This is a genomic window from Bradyrhizobium sp. CCBAU 21365, assembly GCF_015291305.1.
Classification (GTDB): Bacteria; Pseudomonadota; Alphaproteobacteria; order Rhizobiales; family Xanthobacteraceae; genus Bradyrhizobium; species Bradyrhizobium elkanii.
The window spans coordinates 8,846,112-8,865,186 of record NZ_CP030036.1; the positions used below are offsets into that span (position 1 = coordinate 8,846,112).

At 64.9% G+C, this 19,075-nt stretch carries 17 protein-coding genes; 10 read left to right on the forward strand and 7 right to left on the reverse strand.

What is annotated here, in order from left to right:
- The first annotated feature begins 191 nt into the window (after positions 1 to 191).
- The 4 genes from XI02_RS41885 (at position 192) to XI02_RS41900 (ending at position 8,760) form a co-directional block, all read left to right on the forward strand.
- Positions 192 to 2,336, forward strand: coding sequence for a methyl-accepting chemotaxis protein (locus XI02_RS41885; protein WP_172646576.1), 2,145 nt, complete (start codon positions 192 to 194; stop codon positions 2,334 to 2,336).
- A 321-nt stretch (positions 2,337 to 2,657) separates the two neighbouring features.
- Complete coding sequence (locus tag XI02_RS41890; RefSeq protein WP_172646575.1) at positions 2,658 to 3,722, forward strand: MBL fold metallo-hydrolase; 1,065 nt, start codon at positions 2,658 to 2,660, stop codon at positions 3,720 to 3,722.
- 184 nt (positions 3,723 to 3,906) lie between these two features.
- Positions 3,907 to 5,136, forward strand: coding sequence for a 5-aminolevulinate synthase (gene hemA, locus XI02_RS41895; protein ID WP_018269049.1), 1,230 nt, complete (start codon positions 3,907 to 3,909; stop codon positions 5,134 to 5,136).
- A gap of 114 nt (positions 5,137 to 5,250) precedes the next feature.
- Positions 5,251 to 8,760 carry a PAS domain-containing hybrid sensor histidine kinase/response regulator gene (locus tag XI02_RS41900; protein WP_172646574.1) on the forward strand — a complete coding sequence of 1,170 codons (3,510 nt, stop codon included), beginning with the start codon at positions 5,251 to 5,253 and terminating at the stop codon, positions 8,758 to 8,760.
- Positions 8,761 to 8,831: 71 nt separating this feature from the next.
- Here the strand turns inward: XI02_RS41900 and XI02_RS41905 are convergent, their stop codons facing one another.
- Positions 8,832 to 10,010 (reverse strand): YncE family protein, encoded by a 1,179-nt coding sequence (locus tag XI02_RS41905; RefSeq protein WP_244980914.1) that lies wholly within the window; start codon positions 10,008 to 10,010, stop codon positions 8,832 to 8,834.
- Between the two features lie 193 nt (positions 10,011 to 10,203).
- Positions 10,204 to 10,878 (reverse strand): response regulator transcription factor, encoded by a 675-nt coding sequence (locus XI02_RS41910; RefSeq protein ID WP_016847047.1) that lies wholly within the window; start codon positions 10,876 to 10,878, stop codon positions 10,204 to 10,206.
- 350 nt (positions 10,879 to 11,228) lie between these two features.
- Between XI02_RS41910 and XI02_RS41915 the strand changes: the two genes are divergently transcribed.
- Positions 11,229 to 12,854, forward strand: a complete 1,626-nt coding sequence (locus XI02_RS41915) for an MFS transporter (RefSeq protein WP_172649017.1) — start codon at positions 11,229 to 11,231, stop codon at positions 12,852 to 12,854.
- Positions 12,855 to 12,947: 93 nt separating this feature from the next.
- On the opposite strand, the gene XI02_RS41920 is transcribed toward XI02_RS41915, so the two are convergent.
- The 3 genes from XI02_RS41920 to XI02_RS41930 all read right to left on the reverse strand — a co-directional run bounded on the left by XI02_RS41920 (position 12,948) and on the right by XI02_RS41930 (position 14,666).
- On the reverse strand, positions 12,948 to 13,421 hold the full coding sequence (locus XI02_RS41920) for a secondary thiamine-phosphate synthase enzyme YjbQ (RefSeq protein ID WP_016847049.1): 474 nt from the start codon (positions 13,419 to 13,421) through the stop codon (positions 12,948 to 12,950).
- Between the two features lie 78 nt (positions 13,422 to 13,499).
- The gene (locus tag XI02_RS41925) at positions 13,500 to 14,012 is read right to left on the reverse strand and encodes a hypothetical protein (RefSeq protein WP_016847050.1); all 513 of its coding nucleotides are present in this window, start codon (positions 14,010 to 14,012) and stop codon (positions 13,500 to 13,502) included.
- A gap of 30 nt (positions 14,013 to 14,042) precedes the next feature.
- The gene (locus tag XI02_RS41930; protein ID WP_194483336.1) at positions 14,043 to 14,666 is read right to left on the reverse strand and encodes a 2-hydroxychromene-2-carboxylate isomerase; all 624 of its coding nucleotides are present in this window, start codon (positions 14,664 to 14,666) and stop codon (positions 14,043 to 14,045) included.
- Positions 14,667 to 14,940: 274 nt separating this feature from the next.
- On the opposite strand from XI02_RS41930, the gene XI02_RS41935 reads away from it, so the two are divergent.
- From XI02_RS41935 to XI02_RS41955, 5 genes are all read left to right on the forward strand, one after another.
- Complete coding sequence (locus tag XI02_RS41935; RefSeq protein WP_172646572.1) at positions 14,941 to 15,312, forward strand: AtpZ/AtpI family protein; 372 nt, start codon at positions 14,941 to 14,943, stop codon at positions 15,310 to 15,312.
- Between the two features lie 72 nt (positions 15,313 to 15,384).
- Complete coding sequence (locus tag XI02_RS41940) at positions 15,385 to 16,134, forward strand: F0F1 ATP synthase subunit A (protein WP_016847053.1); 750 nt, start codon at positions 15,385 to 15,387, stop codon at positions 16,132 to 16,134.
- A gap of 55 nt (positions 16,135 to 16,189) precedes the next feature.
- Positions 16,190 to 16,420 (forward strand): F0F1 ATP synthase subunit C, encoded by a 231-nt coding sequence (locus tag XI02_RS41945; RefSeq protein ID WP_016847054.1) that lies wholly within the window; start codon positions 16,190 to 16,192, stop codon positions 16,418 to 16,420.
- Positions 16,421 to 16,533: 113 nt separating this feature from the next.
- Positions 16,534 to 17,100: a F0F1 ATP synthase subunit B gene (locus XI02_RS41950; RefSeq protein ID WP_172646571.1), complete on the forward strand. Its 567-nt coding sequence runs from the start codon at positions 16,534 to 16,536 to the stop codon at positions 17,098 to 17,100.
- 3 nt (positions 17,101 to 17,103) lie between these two features.
- The gene (locus XI02_RS41955) at positions 17,104 to 17,589 is read left to right on the forward strand and encodes an ATP F0F1 synthase subunit B (RefSeq protein ID WP_028333736.1); all 486 of its coding nucleotides are present in this window, start codon (positions 17,104 to 17,106) and stop codon (positions 17,587 to 17,589) included.
- A gap of 129 nt (positions 17,590 to 17,718) precedes the next feature.
- Here the strand turns inward: XI02_RS41955 and XI02_RS41960 are convergent, their stop codons facing one another.
- A complete protein-coding gene (locus XI02_RS41960) occupies positions 17,719 to 18,369 on the reverse strand; it encodes a hypothetical protein (RefSeq protein ID WP_016847057.1) in 651 nt (216 codons plus the stop codon).
- A gap of 114 nt (positions 18,370 to 18,483) precedes the next feature.
- Positions 18,484 to 19,071, reverse strand: a complete 588-nt coding sequence (locus XI02_RS41965; RefSeq protein WP_026191927.1) for a GNAT family N-acetyltransferase — start codon at positions 19,069 to 19,071, stop codon at positions 18,484 to 18,486.
- Positions 19,072 to 19,075 lie beyond the last annotated feature (4 nt).

Sequence of the window (19,075 nt, forward strand, 5' to 3'; positions counted from 1 at the left end):
TCACATGCATCGATTCCGCACAGCGAACCAGGACGGCGCTGCGGCGTGGCCGCCCTGAAAAATCCCGCAGATGGTCGCAATTTTCCCGATTTTGTTAACCGGCCGCACCGATACTCCCGCGCCGGGGAAACATCCAAGAGTAGTGGCCAGGATAGTGGCCAAGCGTAGTGGGGCCAGGGGGCACGGGGGCAATGGCGTTTCGGTTCAAGCTCGGCAAACCAAATCTCAAGCGTATCCATCTGCCGCAGATGGGCGTCAGGGGCAGCCTGTTCGCAGCGTTCGCTGTCATCGCAGGCATGGCACTGGTGATCAGCGCAGGCGCCGGCATCGTGCTGCATCAGCTCGGCGGCACCATGACCGATCTTTCTGGCCGCGACATTCCGCGGCTTGCCGCGAGCCTGCAACTTGCCGCGCAAAGCGCCTCGCTCGCGGCGCAAGGCCCCGGCCTGCTCGCCGTGCAGAGCGAGGACGCGCTGAACGATCGCACCAAGAAGGTGCAGGACGTCGCGCGGCTCACCAATGCGAAGCTCGGCGAGATCATCGAGCTCGGCGCCGACAAGTCCGTGGTCAGCGCGCTGCAGGAGAACGTCAAGAACACCGACGAGGCGACCAAGAGCCTGATCTCGGCGGCGCGCGAGCGGCTCGAGGTCGGCGCGCTGCGCGACAAGCAGTACAACGCGCTGCGCAAGGCGCAGGCGGCGTTCGTCTCCGCCGCAAGTCCGGCGATGCTCGACGCGCAGACCCGGCTCAACGCCATCCTCGCCGCGGCCGAGGTGTCCGCGGACGACGCCACCGAAGCGGCCCGCACCGTCGGCCAGATCAGCAACGTGCTCGCCGCCGGCAATCTGATGGCCGCCGACATGACCGCGGCGCTGTCGGCCAATTCCAGCGAAACCCTCGATGCGATCGAGGCCGAGTTCAAGGCCGGGCGCGAACGCGTCAAGTCCAACCTCGAGGACCTGCCGAACAATCCCGCGATCGTTGCGGTGCGCGACACCGCCTCGAGGCTGCTCGTGCTCGGCGAAGGCAAGACCGGCGTGTTCAAGATCCGCCAGAAGGAGCTCGACGCGATCGACTACGGCCAGACCATCCTGGAAGAGACGCGCAAGCTCAATGTCGGGCTCGGCATCAGCGTCCAGCAGCTGGTCGACGCGGTGCAGAAGGAGACCGACAGTTCGACCTTCCAGGCGCGGCAGCAGATCTCGCTCGCCACCATGGTGATGATCGGCCTCGGCGCGCTGACGCTGGTCGGCTCGTTCCTGTTCGTCTGGCTCTATGTCGGACGCAACATCCTGCGCCGCATCCGCGGCCTGCAGCGCTCGATGCAGCTGCTGTCCGACGGCGACCTCGACACCGAGATCCCGCAGAGCCGCCAGCGCGACGAGATCGCCGTCATGGCCGACGCGCTGCAGGTGTTCCGCGAGAGCATGGTCGAGAGCCGCGAGCTCACGGAAAACCAGAACAAGGACCGCAGCGCCAAGGCGGAGCGCGCCTCGCGCATGGAAGCGCAGATCGTCACGTTCGAATCCAACGTCCGCAGCGCGCTCGGCAGCCTGCAGACCGCGGCGAACTCGATGCAGTCGACCGCGCAGAGCATGTCGGCGACCGCCGACCAGTCGAGCGCCCTGGTCAACGCCGTCGCGTCGGCCGCCGAGGAAACCTCGGTCAACGTGCAGACGGTGTCGGCCGGCACCGAGGAGCTGTCGTCCTCGATCCAGGAGATCGGCCGCCAGGTCGTCACCTCGGCGGAGATCGCCCGCAAGGCGGTGGAGGAAGCCAGCGCCACCGACAGCACGATGCAGGGGCTCGCCGACAATGCCGCACGCATCAGCGTCGTGGTCGACCTGATCCAGACCATCGCCTCGCAAACCAATCTGCTCGCGCTCAACGCCACCATCGAGGCGGCGCGCGCCGGCGAGGCCGGCCGCGGCTTTGCCGTGGTCGCCTCCGAGGTGAAGAACCTCGCGAGCCAGACCGCAAAGGCGACCGAGGAAATCCGCCAGCAGATCGTCAGCATGCAGGAGGTGACGACGACGGCGGTCTCCGCCATCCGCAACATCTCGAGCACGATCGGCGAGATCAACGACGTCACCACCGCGATCGCCGCCGCGATCGAGCAGCAGGGCGCGGCGACCCGCGAGATCGCCCGCAACATCCAGCATGCGGCGGGCGGCACCAGCGAGGTGTCGAGCAACATCGTCGGCGTCTCCACCGCCTCGGCCGAAGCCGGCACCGCCGCCGGCGAGGTGCTGAGCGCCTCCGACGCACTGCGTCGCGAGGCCGACGTGCTGCGCTCGGAGATCGACGGCTTCCTGTCGAACATCCGCGCGGCGTAGCAACGATATTCCGTAGCCCGGATGGGGCGCAGCGAAATCCGGGACCACCGTTTGTCTTCCCCTTCCCCCTGAAGGGGGAAGGTCGGGATGGGGGTCAGCCGCAGGCAACGCTCTATGTGGAGAGAGCAGATCCCCACCCGCTTTGCTCTGCGAGCAAAGCGACCTCCCCTTTTCAAGGGGAGGTTTGACAAAGTGACCTGTCCCGTATTGCGCTTCGCTTCATCCGGGCTACGGAATTCCGGCGATCTCCCGTCCCATTCTCCGGACGACTATCTGATTTTTCGGCTGGCGCGGCGGCCCGTGTGCCGCTAAGCCGGTAGCATGCATACGAAGACCGACCCCGTGCACTCCTCGGCGGAGGCACTGCGATACCCCTGGGAGAACCATCCCGGCCACGACCAGGTCGTGGAGGTGGCTCCCGGCGTGCTGTGGGCGCGACTGAAGCTGCCGTTCCGCCTCAACCATGTGAATATCTATCTGCTCGCCGACGGCGACGGCTGGACCATGGTGGATGCCGGCTTTGGCAATGAGGAATCGATCGCGGCCTGGACCACGCTGTTCGAGGGGCCGCTGAAGCACGTCAAGGTCACCCGCCTGATCGTGACGCATTCGCACCCCGACCATGTCGGTCTCGCCGGCTGGATCACCGAGCGTTTCGGCTGCCCGCTGTTCATGTCGCAGGTGGAATATCTGCAGTCGGTCTATCACCAGAACCGCGGCACCGAGGAGCGGCGCAACGCGCAGCGGCTGTTCTTCCGCCGCCACGGCATGGACGAGGACCTGACCGAAAAACTGCTCGGCCGCGGCCAGGACTATTTGAAGCGCGTGTCGGTGCTGCCGCCGTCCTATCACCGCCTCACCCATGGCGACGAGGTCGTGATCGGCACGCGGCGCTTCAAGGTGATCACCGGCGGCGGCCACGCGCTGGACCAGGTGATGCTGTATTGCGCCGCCGACAAGCTGTTCCTGTCCGCCGACCAGGTGCTGAGCAAGATCTCGCCCAATGTCAGCGTCTGGGCTGTCGAGCCCGAGCAGAACTCGCTTGGCGAATATCTGGCGTCGCTGGCGAGCCTGACCACCACCCTGCCCTATGACGTGATGGTGCTGCCCGGCCACGGCGTGCCGTTCTACGGGCTGAAGACCCGGATCAAGCAGCTCGCCGATCACCATGAGGAGCGCTGCCGGCTGATCGCCGAGGCCTGCCGCGAGGTGCCGCAGACCTCCAAGGAGCTGGTGCCCGTGGTGTTCCACAAGCACGTGCTGGACGAGCACCAGATGGGCTTTGCGGCCGGCGAGTTGGTCGCCCATGTCAACTACATGCTGGTCGAGGGCCGCCTGACGGCCGAGATGCATGTCGACGGCATGCTGCGCTTCAAGACCACCTGAAGGCGGCCGGGCGGCAAGGTATCGCCCGGCGATTTGACCGAAATCAAGCCGAACGGCCCCGGCTAGGGCAATTTGCCCAGCTGCGACGCATGCCCAGATGTGGGTCAATGCATGGACATTAGAGCTGGAAAAGCTCTAAGAAGTAGCAGTCATTCCGGTCAGGTTCCGCTTTTTGGGTTTGCCGATGGATTACAGCCAGTTCTTCAATACCGCCCTCAACCGCCTGCACGACGAGCGGCGCTACCGGGTGTTCGCCGACCTCGAGCGGATCGCGGGACGCTTCCCGCACGCGACCTGGCATTCGCCGAGAGGCAGCCGCAACGTCGTGATCTGGTGCTCCAACGATTATCTCGGCATGGGCCAGCACCCCAAGGTGGTCGGCGCCATGGTCGAGACCGCGACCCGGGTCGGCACCGGCGCCGGCGGCACCCGCAACATCGCGGGCACCCATCACCCGCTGGTGCAGCTCGAGGCGGAGCTCGCCGACCTCCACGGCAAGGAAGCCTCGCTGCTGTTCACCTCGGGCTATGTCTCGAACCAGACCGGCATCTCGACGCTCGCCAAGCTGATCCCGAACTGCCTGATCCTGTCCGACGCGCTGAACCACAATTCGATGATCGAGGGCGTGCGCCAGGCCGGCTGCGAGCGCCAGATCTTCCGCCACAACGACGTCGCGCATCTCGAGGAGCTCTTGATCGCCGCCGGTCCCGACCGGCCGAAGCTGATCGTCTGCGAGAGCCTTTATTCGATGGACGGTGACGTCGCGCCGCTCGGCAGGATCTGCGATCTCGCCGAGCAATACGGCGCCATGACCTATCTCGACGAGGTGCATGCGGTTGGCATGTACGGCCCGCGCGGAGGCGGCATCGCCGAGCGCGACGGCGTGATGCACCGGATCGATATCGTCGAGGGCACGCTGGCAAAAGCGTTCGGCTGCCTCGGCGGCTACATTGCAGGCCGCGCCGAGGTCATCGACGCGGTGCGCTCCTATGCGCCAGGCTTCATCTTCACCACCGCGCTGCCGCCGGCGATCTGCTCGGCCGCGACGGCTGCGATCCGGCACCTGAAGACCTCGAACTGGGAGCGCGAGCGCCACCAGGACCGCGCCGCCCGCACCAAGGCGATCCTGACCGCCGCTGGCCTGCCTGTCATGTCGAGCGACACCCATATCGTGCCGCTGTTCGTCGGCGATCCCGAGAAGTGCAAGCGGGCCTCCGACCTGCTGCTCGAGGACCACGGCATCTACATCCAGCCGATCAACTATCCGACGGTCGCCAAGGGCACCGAGCGGCTGCGCATCACGCCCTCGCCCTACCACGACGACGGCCTGATCGACGCGCTGGCCGAGGCGCTGCTCCAGGTCTGGGACCGGCTCGGCCTGCCCCTGCGCCAGAAGTCGCTGGCCGCCGAGTAACCCTATCCGCTTCCGACCCCGAATTTGGGCCGGCCGTGCATCGCGCGGCCGGCCCTTTGCGTTATATAATCCGGTATCCGGCCCCTTCCCCGGCCTGGACGGAGATAAGCAGCGATGCTGCACGACTGGGGCGTAATCGCCACGGCGTTCGCCTACATCGGATTGTTGTTCTTCATCGCCAGCCGCGGCGACCGCACGTCGCCGGGCGAGCGCGGCCGCGCCAGCCAGTGGATCTATCCGCTGTCGCTGGCGATCTACTGCACCTCCTGGACCTTCTTCGGCTCGGTCGGCTTCGCCACCCGCACCAGCATCGACTTCCTGGCGATCTATGTCGGCCCGATCGTGATGGTCGGATTGTGCACGCCGCTGCTGCGCCGGGTGATCGCGCTCGCCAAGTCGCAGAACATCACCTCGATCGCCGACTTCATCGCCGCGCGCTACGGCAAGAGCCAGGCGGTGGCGGCGACCGTGGCGCTGATCGCGATCATCGGCTCGGTGCCCTACATCGCGCTGCAGCTGAAGGCGGTGGCGGCGTCGCTGGAGACCATCCTGAGCGAGGACCAGGCGTTCTCGAAAATCCCCGTGATCGGCGACATCGCGCTGATGGTGACGCTGGCGATGGCGGTGTTCGCGGTGCTGTTCGGCACCCGCCACACCGACGCGACCGAGCACCAGCACGGCCTGATCCTGGCGATCGCGGCCGAGTCCATCGTCAAGCTGGTCGCCTTCATCGCCGCCGGCGCCTTCGTCACCTTCTGGATGTTCTCCCCGGTCGAGCTCTACGAGCGCGCCCTGAAGACGCCGGAGGCGGTGCGCGCGATCGAATATGTGCCATCGATCGGCAATTTCCTGATCATGACGCTGCTGTCGTTCTGCGCGGTCATGCTGCTGCCGCGCCAGTTTCATGTCAGCGTGGTCGAGAATTCGACGCCCGCCGAAGTCACCCGGGCGCGCTGGCTGTTCCCGCTCTACCTCATCGCCATCAACCTGTTCGTGATTCCGATCGCGATCGCCGGCCTCGTCATCTTCCCGTTCGGCGCGGTCGATGCCGACATGTTCGTGCTGGCGCTGCCGATCGAGGGCAATTCGCAATTGCTCAGCCTCGCCGTGTTCGTCGGCGGGCTGTCGGCGGCGACCGCGATGGTGATCGTCGAATGCGTCGCGCTGTCGATCATGGTCTCCAACGACATCGTGCTGCCGCTGGTCTTGCCGCGCAGCGACGACGCCAGGGCCGGCCAGAAGGACTTTGGCGATTTCCTGCTGAAGGCGCGCCGCTTCTCGATCTTCGCCATCATGGTGCTGGCGTATTTCTACTATCGCGCGCTCGGCAACACCCAGTTGGTCGCGATCGGCCTGTTGTCGTTTGCCGCGATCACGCAGCTGGCACCGGCGTTCTTCGGCGGCCTGTTCTGGCGCAGGGCCACCGCACGCGGCGCCATGGCGGGCATGCTGGTCGGCTTCGCGACGTGGCTCTACACGCTGTTCATCCCGAGTTTCCTGGAAACCTCGACCGCCGGCCTGATGCTGCTGCAGCACGGGCCGTTCGGGGTCGAGGCGCTGCGGCCGCAGGCGTTGTTCGGCGCCGACCTGCCGCCGCTGCTGCACGGCGTGCTGTGGAGCCTTGCGTTCAACGTCCTCACCTATGTGCTGTTCTCGCTGGCGCGCGCGCCGTCCTCGATCGAGCTGTTGCAGGCCGACGTGTTCGTGCCCAACGCGCTGGCCCCGATCGCACCCAGCTTCCGGCGCTGGCGCACCACGGTGACGGTGGAGGACATCCAGAGCACGGTGACGCAATATCTCGGCCCCGACCGGACCCGCGAGGCCTTCGCCTCCTTCGCGGTCGACCGCAACATCGTGCTGCTGGCGTCGGCTCCGGCCGATTTCGAGCTGCTGCAGCATGCCGAGCGGTTGATCGCCTCCTCGATCGGGGCCGCATCCTCGCGCCTCGTGATGTCGCTGCTGCTGCAGCGGCGCACGGTGTCGGCCAAGGCCGCACTGAAACTGCTCGACGATTCCCACGCCGCCCTGCACTTCAACCGCGAGATCCTGCAGACCGCGCTCAATCACGTGCGCCAGGGCATCGCGGTGTTCGATGCCGATCTGCAGCTGATCTGTTCCAACCGCCAGTTCTCCGAATTGCTGGGGCTGCCGCAGCATCTGGTGCAGCTCGGCATCCCGCTGTCCGAGATCCTCGAATTCATGGGCGCGATCAGTCCGCCTGCGTCCGGCGACGGCGACGGCCTGCTGCAGGCCCGTCTGCGCGCCTACACCACCGAGGGCGAGCCCTATCTGGAACGCTTCACGGACCGCCATCTGGTGATCGAGGTGCGTGCCAACCGGATGCCGGGCGGCGGGCTCGTCATCACCTTCTCCGACGTCACGCCGAGCTTCGAGGCGGCGGAGGCGCTGGAGCGCGCCAACGCGACGCTGGAGAAGCGGGTGCGCGACCGCACCGAGGAGCTGACGCGGCTGAACTCGGAACTCGCGCTCGCCAAGGGCATCGCGGAAGACGCCAACGCCTCCAAGACGCGATTCCTGGCGGCCGCCAGCCACGACATCCTGCAGCCGCTCAACGCGGCGCGCCTCTATGTCACGAGCCTCGTCGAGCGCCAGAACGGCGGCGAGGATTCCCGCCTGGTCGAGAACATCGACGACTCGCTCGAGGCGATCGAGGACATCCTAGGCGCGCTGCTCGATATTTCCAGGCTCGACGCCGGCGCCATGACGCCGGCGATCACGAGCTTCCGGATGGCCGACCTGATGCGCTCGCTGGAGATCGAGTTCATGCCGATCGCCCGCGACAAGGGCCTCGACCTGCGCTTCGTGGCCTGCTCGCTGCCGGTCGAATCCGACCGCTCGCTGCTGCGCCGGCTGCTGCAGAACTTCATCTCCAACGCGATCAAATATACCCCGCGCGGCCGCGTCCTGATCGGCTGCCGCCGCCGCGGCGCCACGCTCCAGATCAGCATCTTCGACACCGGCGTCGGCATCCCCGTGCAGAAGCGCGGCGAGATCTTCAAGGAATTCCATCGCCTCGAGCAGGGCGCCCGGATCGCCCGCGGCCTCGGCCTCGGCCTGTCGATCGTCGAACGGCTGGCACGGGTGCTCAACCACCGCATCGCGATCTCGGCCAATGTCAGCGGCGGCTCGGCGTTCTCGGTCACCGTGCCGGTCGCGACCGCCGTGAACCATACCGCGGCGGTCACCACCGCCACGCCGCTGTCGAAGACGCCGATGAGCGGCTCGCTGATCGTCTGCATCGAGAACGATCCGGCCATTCTCGACGGCATGAAGACGCTGCTGACGGCGTGGGATGCCGAGGTGATCGCGGTGCTCGACGCCGACGGCGCGATCAGCGCGATCGAGGCCGCCGGCGGCCGCGTCACCGGCGTGCTGGTCGACTACCATCTCGACCGCGGCAACGGCGTCGCCGCGATCCGCGAGATCCGCCGCCGCTTCGGCGACGGCATTCCGGCGATCCTGATCACCGCCGACCGCAGCCCCGCGGTGCGCGCCGCCGCGCGCGAGGAGAACATCGCGGTGCTGAACAAGCCGGTGAAACCCGCCTCGCTGCGCGCCCTGCTCGGACAGTGGCGCACCCAGCAGATGGTGGCCGCGGAGTAGCGCGCGCCGGCGCAATCCGGGCGCCTCAACCCAAAATCACATGCTCCAGCGCAAGATCGCCAAGCGTCGGTTTAGTTCGGTCCCATTCCGGCCGACGCCGGGTGTCCTGGCACCTGAAAGCGCTTGCCTGTGTCGGTGACGTTAGTTCCGTCGACCTTGAGGATCGAGAAATCCTGGCTGAGGTAGTTCCCGACCAGGATGTATTTTCCGTCGGGCGTGAAGACCGCGGCCTCAGGCAGTCCGCCGACTTCGATATCTCCGGTCTTGGTCACTTTCTTGCCGTCGATCTTCAGGACCGAGACGCTGCCGTTCTTCTCATGGAAGAACGCATTCTTCATGTTCGAGCCGCGCAGGATCACTGAGACTGCGAGATCCCCCTTCGGGCTGACGCCAAGCCCCTCCGGTCCATCGCCGACCACCACGCGATCGATGATGCGCGGCGGCTTCGCTTCGAGATCGATGACGCTGGCCGTGTCGACGCTGCCGTCCGACGCGCCTGAGTTGCCATTGTCCGACGTCAATGCGATCTTGCTGTTCGGGGTCACTGCGACGTTGTAAGGCCATTGGCCGGCCGGCAGGTCTATCTTGGCGTAGGTGACTTTGTCGCCGGCGATATCGAGCACCGATATCTTGTGCCCGGGAAAACGCGCGACCAGCGCGTGCTTGCCGTCTGGCGCAAACGCGACATGTGCGACACTGTCAGGCATCGATATCGTGTCGGTGATCTCGACGTCAGTGCCGTTGACCGAAAGTACGCTGATCGAACTGTCCCCACGGTTGGCGACCAACGCCATCTTGCCATCGGGACTGAAGCTCAGGCCTGATGGCTGCTTTCCGCCGGCAATGGTCGCTGCCAGCTTGGGCGGGGTCGCCTTGAGATCGATCACATAGATCTTGTTGTCCGGTACCTGCTTCAGGGCGTCGCCTTCCTTCACCACGTCGACCGAATCCGCGACCAGCGCCACGGTTCCGGTCGGATCGATAGCGACGTTGACCGGGGGGCCGACGACCGAGTTCTTCAATGGGAGAGAAGCCGCAATCTTCGGGTTCTCGGGATCGGCGAGATCGACGATCAGCACTTGATCCTTGCCGGGCGCTGACAGCACCGGCTTGCCGTCGTCGTCCCACAACAGCTTCTCGTCCAGGCCGACGATCATCAGGGGCTTGGCCTGAGCGCAATTGAAAGAGCTGGTACCGAGAAGGATTGCCGCAGCCAGAGATAGTCCGGCGACGCGAGTCACTGAAGTCATGGCGTTCTCCCCAAAAGCACGCGGCCTCTCACGGGCCGATGCCGGACAGAATACTCGGTTTTCGACCGATGCGCAGTTTGAATGGGATCAGGATGGCTTCGCGGAAGCGTGCCATCGGGCGTGCTTTCGCGCCACCCGTCGGCTCGCAATGCCGTGCCCTGAGCCCGGCAATCATGGCCGGAGTTGCTCGGGACTACGTCGGCGGCGTGCCCTGGCGCCACTGGCCGCCGGCGATCTTGGCGGCGGCGATCACGGCCTGGGTGCGGCTTTCGACGCCGAGCTTCTGCAGGATCGCCGAGACATGGGCCTTGATGGTCGCTTCGGAGACGCCGAGCTCATAGGCGATCTGCTTGTTGAGCAGCCCCTCGGACAGCATCATCAGCACCCGCACCTGCTGCGGGGTCAGCGTGACCAGGCGGTCGCGCAGCCGCGTCATGTCGGGATCGCCGGCCGCCGACAGATCGGTGTCCGGCGGAACCCAGACGTCGCCTTCCATCACCTTCATGATGGCATCGCGCAGCGTCTCGACGCCGAAGCGCTTGGGGATGAAACCGGAGGCGCCGAAGTCGAGCGAGCGGCGGATGGTTCCGGCATCGTCACTGGCGGAGACGATGACCACCGGGATCGCCGGGTATTGCGCCCGCAGATAGATCAGGCCGGAGAAGCCGCTGATCCCGGGCATGCTCAGGTCGAGCAGGATCAGGTCGACCTCGGAGTCCCGTTCCAGCAACGCGGTCAGATCCTCGAACGATCCGGCCTCGCTGATTGTGGCCGAACTCACGACGCTCGAGACCGCCTGGCGCAATGCATCACGGAACAGCGGATGATCGTCGGCGATGACAAGATGAGTATTGGCAGCAGTAGTCATCTCAGTCCCACAAGCGGGCTTTCAAAGCCCGCGCCGTTCGGTTGTCGCCCGCGCGGCAGTATCACGCAAGGGCTCGATAATACCAGATGCCAACGCAGTTAATCCGCCGAGCTTGTGCGCTGCAATAGACGCATGTGAGGGCGCTCCTTTTGGCTCTCTCCGTGAAGATAAGTTCAACCCTGCAAAAGCCAAAAGTCTTATTGGGGCGGGTTTCACTGCGATGTTACCTTGAATCAAGCTTGAGGCTTATTCGAGCCTGACCCGGCAGGCGGGACGAGCATGGCAGCAATAATTCGGGGGGAGCAATCCAGATGTCCACAATGACGGCAACTTCGGCGCGGCCCGCCGGCATGACGAAGGATGAGCGGTTCGTCATCCTCGCTTCGTCGCTCGGCACCGTGTTCGAGTGGTACGACTTCTATCTCTACGGTTCGCTGGCCGGGATCATCGGCGCGCAGTTCTTCTCCGACTATCCGCCGGCGACCCGCGACATCTTCGCGTTGCTGGCCTTCGCCGCGGGCTTCCTGGTGCGCCCGTTCGGCGCGATCGTGTTCGGCCGGGTCGGCGACATCGTCGGCCGCAAATACACCTTCCTCGTCACCATCCTGATCATGGGTCTGTCGACCTTCATCGTCGGCCTGTTGCCCAACGCCAAGACCATCGGCCTCGCGGCGCCGATCATCCTGATCTCGCTGCGCCTGCTGCAGGGCCTCGCGCTCGGCGGCGAGTATGGCGGTGCGGCGACCTATGTCGCCGAGCACGCGCCAAACGGCAGGCGCGGCTATTACACCTCGTTCATCCAGACCACCGCAACGCTCGGCCTGTTCCTGTCGCTGCTGGTGATCCTGTTCACCCGCTCGATCACCGGCGAGAAGGATTTCGCGGACTGGGGCTGGCGCATTCCGTTCCTGGTGTCGGTGCTGCTGCTCGGCATCTCGGTCTGGATCCGGCTGCGGCTGAATGAATCGCCGGTGTTCCAGCGCATGAAGGACGAAGGCAAGAGCTCGAAGGCGCCGCTGACGGAAGCCTTCGCCAACTGGGGGAACGCCAAGATCGTGCTTCTGGCACTGCTCGGCGGCACCATGGGTCAGGGCGTGGTGTGGTACACTGGCCAGTTCTATGCGCTGTTCTTCCTGCAATCGATCCTCAAGGTCGACGGCTACACCGCGAACCTTCTGATCGCCTGGTCGTTGCTGTTCGGCACTGGCTTCTTCATCGTGTTCGGTGCGCTGTCCGACCGGATCGGACGCAAGCCGATCATCCTGGCGGGCTGCGCGATCGCGGCGCTGACCTTCATTCCGATCTTCAAGATGATCTCCTCCAACGCCAACCCGGCGCTGGAGAGGGCGATCGAATCGACCAAGGTCGAGGTGGTTGCCGATCCCGCAGGCTGCGGCGACCTGTTCAACCCGGTCGGCACCCGCGTGTTCACCGCGCCCTGCGACACTGCCCGCGCCTTCCTCGCCCAATCGTCGGTCAAGTACTCGACGACCTATGGCGCGGCCGGATCCGGCGTGAAGGTCGTCGTCAACGGCAAGGACGTCCCCTACGCCAACGCCAAGGACGGCAATGCGGCAATCACCACCGCGGTGGCCGCCGCCGGCTATCCGAAGGCGGGCGATGCGGGCATCGTGAAGATGTCGCATCCGTTCGACATCTTCCGCCCGCAGGTCGCGGCCGTGATCGGCTTGCTGTTCATTTTGGTGATCTTCGTCACCATGGTGTACGGCCCGATCGCCGCGATGCTGGTCGAGCTGTTCCCGACCAAGATCCGCTACACCTCGATGTCGCTGCCCTATCACATCGGCAACGGCTGGTTCGGCGGGTTGTTGCCTGCGACCGCGTTCGCGATCGTGGCCTCGACCGGCGATATCTATGCCGGCCTCTGGTATCCGATCATCTTCGCCGCCATCACGGCGGTGGTCGGCCTGATCTTCCTGCCGGAGACCAAGGACGTCGACATCAGCAAGACCTGACCCGTCGACATCGCGATCAAAATGCATCGGCCGCGGAGCGATCCGCGGCCGATGTCATTTGGAGGCCACGTCTTAAAAGACAGGTCCAGCGCATCAGCGCGTGGCGCCGACGAATTGCAGCACGATCTCGCGCCGGTGCGGACGGGCGCGATGCTCGATCAGATAGATGCCCTGCCAGGTGCCGAGCGCCATCTCGCCGTCGAGCACGGGGACTTGCAGCGAGGTCGCCGTCAGCATGGTCTTGATGTGCGCCGGCATGTCGTCAGGGCCTTCGGTGTCGTGACGCCAGCCGCCGTCTTCGGGCGCCGCACGGTCGAGCGCCGTCTTCAGGTCGACCAGCACGGTCGGATCGGCATTCTCCTGGATCGTCAGCGAGGCCGAGGTGTGGCGGATGAACAGCGTGACCGCACCCTCGCCGGCGCGCACCTCGCGCAGGAATTTGGCGACCTCGCGCGTGATGTCGGTAAAGCCGGCGCCAGACGTTTCGACCGCCAGGCGCGACGACACGATGCTGGTTGCCGCGACGGAGGATGGCGCCGAGTGCGTGATGGTCCTCGATGAATTCATCTGTAACTTTCACCATGTCGTCCCGGCCTAGTGCGCAATTGCGCACGGGAGCCGGGACGACATTGGAGCAGCGTCACCTCAAATCTTGCCGCCATTGATGTCGCGCTGCACGCGGTTGGCCATCTCGATCAGCCGCCGCCAGGCTCGCTCCACGAACGACATCATGCGATCCATGTCGCGGTCGCTCGGCAGCGGGATCTCGATCTTGCGCTCGCCCTCGGCGCTCTTCGGCTCTGGCTTCTTCAACGAATCCGATTTCGGCAACGCCTCGTCGGTCTTGGCCGACGGTGCGCGCGCGGCGAGCTCGCCCTTGAGCTTGTCATTGTCGGCTTGCAGACGCCCGATCTCGGCATCCAGCGCCGCCCGCTCGTCTGGCACCATGTAACAGGCCCAGCCGGCGCTGGAATTGGTGCAGGTCGACACCGCGCCGGTGCGCGTGTCGAGCCGCAGGAAACCGTCGCCGGCCGGAGACAAGGCGTAGCGGCCATTCTCGGTGTCCGGTGCGGTTTGCGCGATCGCCGCGCCGCCGCTTGCGATCAGGATGGCAGCAATTGCGATGGACAATTTCGACGGCGACATCGCGATGGGCATGGCTTGCTCCGCCTCGACCTGATTCCTGCCCTAGACCACAGAGCTATAGGGCTTGCGGCCTGACTTCAACGCGTCTTCAAGCAATTCGATCCGGTCCTGGCCCCAGAACACCTCGCCATCGAGCACGTATCCGGGCGAGCCGAACACGTCGGCGTCCAGTGCATTCTGGCGATTCTGCTCATAGGCCGCGCTGATCGCTTCAGTGCCGGAGCGCTCGACCAGCTGCCGGCCGGGCAAACCGGCATCGTCGGCGAGCTTCACCAGTGTCGCAGGATCGGCAAGATTAAGCTGCTGCTCCCAGACCGCAGGATAGGCCCGTTGCAGGAACGGCTCGGGGTCGAGGCCGGCCTCGAGTATCGCGATTACTACGCCATCGGCGAGGCGCCCGTTGAACGGCCAGTTGGCCGGCTGCAGATGAAAATTCAGCCCGCGCTTGTCGCGCCAGCGCTGCAACTCGATCATCCGATAGCGCTGCCGCACCGGATGGCGCTTGGCGAGCGGCAGCCCGCCGGTCTCCGAAAACAGATCGACCAGCAGCACAGGTCGGTAATTTACCTTGAGATCGTAAGTACTTACGAGTCGAACGAAAGGCTTGTGGCCGATATAGGCCCAGGGCGATTGCAGCGAGAAGTAGTAGTCGATCTGGCGCGGCATGCGGAACCTGACTGGGTGAGAGGACGGGACTTTCGGCGATCCCAGCAGAGCGGGAAAAGCCACGCAATATCGCTCAATGCCACGCAAGCTGTTGCACTGCGATCACTGCGTCACTCTGACCTTGAATATCTTCCAATAAAACCAGCAGAATCAAAGCAATAACTGGTCACGACGCAATCTTGACTTGATTAGACGCGGTAAGTATGGTCCGCGCGGCTTTTGACGGGGACGGGCGCAATTTCCATCATCCGCGGCATCGGTTAGTGTTTGCAGCATGGCTGAGAACACCAACGACGGCGCAAATGGAAGTCGCGATCAATCGCCTTCTGACGAAGCTGCGCTTTCCGCAAGGCTCGGAAGTCTCGATCATCGGTTGTCAGAAATTCGCGACAGCCGCAGGAGCAAGACTGATCAATCCGGAAATGAAAGCGGGGACAGTGCGGCCAGAGCTTCGGCGATGGCGCTCGGTTTTCGTCTTTCCTCGGAGCTGATCGCGGGCGTTGCCGTCGGAGCGGCGATTGGCTGGGGGGTCGACCGTTTGCTGTCGACGTCGCCATTCGGCTTCATCGTGTTAACGCTGCTCGGCTTCGTCGCCGGGGTGGTCAACGTGGTGAGGTCCGCGGGCGTGGCCTCGGGCAAGCGCTGAGCGCTGGCGGGAAGTCACGACATTTGAAATTCGATTACCGGCACGATAGCCGGTGGACCAAGAGCCGCGCGGATGAAAATCGACCCGATCCACCAGTTCAATATCGAGCCCCTCTTCACGCTCGGCCACATCGGCAATCACACGATCGCCTTCACCAATTCCTCGCTCTTCATGCTCATCGCGGTGCTGCTGATTGCGCTGCTGATGCTGGCGAGCGGCCGGGAACTGGTTCCGGGACGGCTGCAGTCGGTCGCCGAAATCTCCTACGAGTTCGTCGCCACCACGATTCGCAGCACGGCCGGCGCGGAAGGCATGAAGTTCTTCCCGCTGATCTTCTCGCTCTTCATGTTCCTCTGCGTGTCGAACCTGGTCGGCGTCATCCCCTACACCTTCACGATCGCGAGCCATCTGATCGTCACCGCGGCGCTCGCCCTTCTGGTGTTCTTCACCGTCCTGATCTATGGCGTCTACAAGAACGGCCTGAAATTCTTCAGCATCTTCGTCCCCCACGGCGTTCCGATCTACATCCTGCCGCTGGTCATGTTCATCGAGATCCTGTCGTTCTTCCTGCGGCCGGTCTCGCACAGCGTTCGTCTGTTCGCCAACATGCTGGCCGGCCACATCGCGCTGAAGGTGTTCGCGGGCTTCGTCGCGATGCTCGGCTTCTCGCTGGGCGCGCTCGGCTGGGTCGGCGGCGTGCTGCCGCTGGCGCTCACGATTGCGCTGTACGCCCTCGAACTGCTGGTCGCGTTCCTGCAGGCCTACGTGTTCGCGATCCTGACCTGCATCTACCTCAACGACGCCATTCATCCGGGACACTAAGCGGTCCGGGGAATCTCCACCCACCAATCTGTCTATCTTTCTCAAGGAGCTACATATGGAACCGGCAGCAGCAAAACTTATCGGCGCGGGCATCGCGTGCATCGGCATGGGCGGCGCGGGCGTCGGCGTGGGCATCATCTTCGGCAACTACCTCGCCGCTGCGGTGCGTAACCCGTCGGCCGCTCAGGGCCAGTTCGGCAACCTGATCTTCGGCTTCGCCGTGACCGAAGCGCTCGGCATCTTCTCGCTGCTGATCGCGCTGCTCCTGCTGTTCGTTCCGCTCTGAGCGGCACCCCGGTTCCGCTCTGCGGCAACCCGGTTCCGCACCAGCGGTAACCCCTTCGCGCCGCCCAAAGGTCATCCCAAGGGCGGCGCGCATGACAGCAACAGGAGAACACCATGGCTGAGAGTCATGGCGAGGCAAAAAGCCAGAAAGCCGGCGCCCACACCGAGACCGACGGCGGACATCACGGCGGAGCCTTTCCGCCGTTCGATTCGTCCAATTTCGCCTCGCAGCTGGTGTCGCTGGCGATTGCCTTTGTCGCGCTCTACCTGATCGTGTCGCGTTTCGCCCTGCCGCGCGTCGGCGGGACGATCGACGCACGTCAGAACAAGATCGAGGGCGATCTGGCCGAGGCGCAGAAGCTGAAGGACGAGTCCGACGCGGCGCTGAAGGCCTACGAGACCGAGCTGGCGAATGCGCGCGCCAACGCACAGGCGATCGGCAACGAGACCCGCGAGAAGCTGAACGCGGCCTCGGAAGCCGAGCGCAAGGCGCTGGAAGAGAAGCTGGCGGCAAAGCTCGCCGACGCCGAGAAGCAGATCGCAACGACCCGGACCAACGCCATGAGCAATGTCCGCGGCATCGCGGCGGATGCGGCCGGCGCCATCGTCCAGCAACTCGCCGGCGTCACGCCGGACGCCAATGCGGTCAACAGCGCCGTCGACGCGTCGCTGAAGGGATAGACGATGTTTTACGAACCGGAAACCTGGGTTGCGATCGCCTTCGTCATTCTGCTGGTCGTGTTCGGCTATCTCGGCGTCCATCGCACCCTGCTGACGGCGCTCGACCACCGTGCCGAGCGCATCAAGGCCGAGCTGGAAGACGCCCGCCGTCTGAAGGACGAGGCCAATAAGCTGCTCGGCGAGTACAAGGCGCGCCGCGCCAGCGCGGAGCGCGAGGCCGAGGAGATCATCTCCAGCGCCAAGGCCGAAGCCGAGCGGATCGCGGCCGAAGCCAAGACCAAGATGGAAGATTTTGTCGCGCGGCGGACCAAGACCGCCGAGAGCAAGATCGCCCAGGCCGAGGCCCAGGCCGTGGCCGATGTCCGCGCCGCCGCAGCCAATGCCGCAGTGACCGCCGCCTCGACCATCCTGTCGCAGTCGGTCAAGGGCTCGGTTGCCGACGATCTCGTCGGCAAGGGCATCGCCGAAGTCCGCTCCAAGCTGAACTGACGCGATCTCAACTGCTTAAAAAAAGGCCGGCGCGAGCTCATCGCGCCGGCCTTTTCGTTTGTCCAGATTCGTCCGTTTGACGCGTTTTCTTCACGCGAACCGGTATCCGCTTCGCTCGAAAACGCGCTGTTACTTCTTCTTGTGCGGCGCGCGGGCCTTGGGCTCCGGCTTCAGGGCCTGCGGGTCGAAGCCGATATAGAAGATGTAATTGTCGTTGTCGGCCGGCGACGGCGCTGGATAGACGACGTCCTCGGCAACCAGGCTGAACGGCACGCTGCCGCTCTCGTCCATCTGCACCGTGGTGGTGTAGGCCTTTGTCATGATCGTCTTCTCGCCGACGCCGCCCTGCACCACGGCGACGCGAAGCGGCACCTGGATACTCGGCGGCGCGCCCTGGGGACCGACAATGATCCGCCCCTGAATACCGATCTTGGCCGTGATCTGGCCGCTATTCAGATTGCATTGCCGCGCCGTGCGCGTGATCGAGGCCAGGAACTTGACGTCGTTGCCGACCGCTTCCTTGCCGTTCGCGGCCACGGAATAGGTCGAGGCCCCGGAGCGGATCTGCACCGGCGGGCAGGTCAACTCGGCGTCGGCATCGTTGAGCTGCTGCGGCGCTGCGGGCGCGGCAGGCTTGTCCTGGTCGGACGAGCCGCCGCCGAACAGGCTCTTGAAGCGGTCGCTCAGCGACTGCGCGGAAGCTGCCGACGGCAGCAGGGTGGCACCGAGACCGATCGATACCGCTGCCGCGAGCGCGAACCTGATCACCCTGTCACCCATCAATATCCTCAAATCTCCAAGCCCGGTTCCCCGTTTCGCGGGCGTTATAGCAAGGCAATGGCGGCGAACCCAAGGCATGGAATCGACATCGCCATCAGCCAATAGGCTTATGATTCAGCCGCGGAAATCCTCGTGCAGCAGGCCGAACAGCAGGTGGTCCTGCCAGATCCCGTTGATGCAGAGATAGCGCCGCGCCAGGCCCTCGCGGGTGAAGCCGCACTTCTCCAGCACGCGGATCGACGAGGCATTGGAGGGAATGCAGGCGGCCTCGATGCGGTGCAGATTGAGCTCGCCGAACAGCGAGGGCAGCAAGACCCGCAGCGCCGTCGTCATGTAGCCGCGATGGGCGTGCGGCAGCCCGACCCAATAGCCGATCGTGCCGGCCTGCACGATGCCGCGGCGGACATTGGCGAGCGTGATGCCGCCGATCATCACCCCGTCCGATTCGCGGAAGATGATGAACGGATAGGACCGGTCGGCGGCGATATCCTCGGTGTAGCGGCGCAACCTCCGGCGGAAGCCCGCGCGGGTCAGGTCGTCGGAGGGCCAGATCGGCTCCCATGGCGTGAGATAGGCGCGGCTGAATTCGCGCAATTGCGCCCATTGCGGGAAATCCGACATCTGCGGCGCGCGCAGCAACAGCCCGTGACCGCGCGGCATCAGTGCAGCGGGTCCATTGGACGGCAAACGAAACAGGGCCATGGCC

What these genes read in the sequence shown, in the direction of transcription:
- XI02_RS41885 (WP_172646576.1), top strand. Translation starts at nt 192, where the DNA reads ATGGCGTTTCGGTTCAAGCTCGGCAAACCAAATCTCAAGCGTATCCAT.
- XI02_RS41890 (WP_172646575.1), top strand. Translation starts at nt 2,658, where the DNA reads ATGCATACGAAGACCGACCCCGTGCACTCCTCGGCGGAGGCACTGCGA.
- hemA (WP_018269049.1), top strand. Translation starts at nt 3,907, where the DNA reads ATGGATTACAGCCAGTTCTTCAATACCGCCCTCAACCGCCTGCACGAC.
- XI02_RS41900 (WP_172646574.1), top strand. Translation starts at nt 5,251, where the DNA reads ATGCTGCACGACTGGGGCGTAATCGCCACGGCGTTCGCCTACATCGGA.
- XI02_RS41905 (WP_244980914.1), bottom strand. Translation starts at nt 10,010, where the DNA reads ATGACTTCAGTGACTCGCGTCGCCGGACTATCTCTGGCTGCGGCAATC.
- XI02_RS41910 (WP_016847047.1), bottom strand. Translation starts at nt 10,878, where the DNA reads ATGACTACTGCTGCCAATACTCATCTTGTCATCGCCGACGATCATCCG.
- XI02_RS41915 (WP_172649017.1), top strand. Translation starts at nt 11,229, where the DNA reads ATGACGAAGGATGAGCGGTTCGTCATCCTCGCTTCGTCGCTCGGCACC.
- XI02_RS41920 (WP_016847049.1), bottom strand. Translation starts at nt 13,421, where the DNA reads ATGAATTCATCGAGGACCATCACGCACTCGGCGCCATCCTCCGTCGCG.
- XI02_RS41925 (WP_016847050.1), bottom strand. Translation starts at nt 14,012, where the DNA reads ATGCCCATCGCGATGTCGCCGTCGAAATTGTCCATCGCAATTGCTGCC.
- XI02_RS41930 (WP_194483336.1), bottom strand. Translation starts at nt 14,666, where the DNA reads ATGCCGCGCCAGATCGACTACTACTTCTCGCTGCAATCGCCCTGGGCC.
- XI02_RS41935 (WP_172646572.1), top strand. Translation starts at nt 14,941, where the DNA reads ATGGCTGAGAACACCAACGACGGCGCAAATGGAAGTCGCGATCAATCG.
- XI02_RS41940 (WP_016847053.1), top strand. Translation starts at nt 15,385, where the DNA reads ATGAAAATCGACCCGATCCACCAGTTCAATATCGAGCCCCTCTTCACG.
- XI02_RS41945 (WP_016847054.1), top strand. Translation starts at nt 16,190, where the DNA reads ATGGAACCGGCAGCAGCAAAACTTATCGGCGCGGGCATCGCGTGCATC.
- XI02_RS41950 (WP_172646571.1), top strand. Translation starts at nt 16,534, where the DNA reads ATGGCTGAGAGTCATGGCGAGGCAAAAAGCCAGAAAGCCGGCGCCCAC.
- XI02_RS41955 (WP_028333736.1), top strand. Translation starts at nt 17,104, where the DNA reads ATGTTTTACGAACCGGAAACCTGGGTTGCGATCGCCTTCGTCATTCTG.
- XI02_RS41960 (WP_016847057.1), bottom strand. Translation starts at nt 18,369, where the DNA reads ATGGGTGACAGGGTGATCAGGTTCGCGCTCGCGGCAGCGGTATCGATC.
- XI02_RS41965 (WP_026191927.1), bottom strand. Translation starts at nt 19,071, where the DNA reads ATGGCCCTGTTTCGTTTGCCGTCCAATGGACCCGCTGCACTGATGCCG.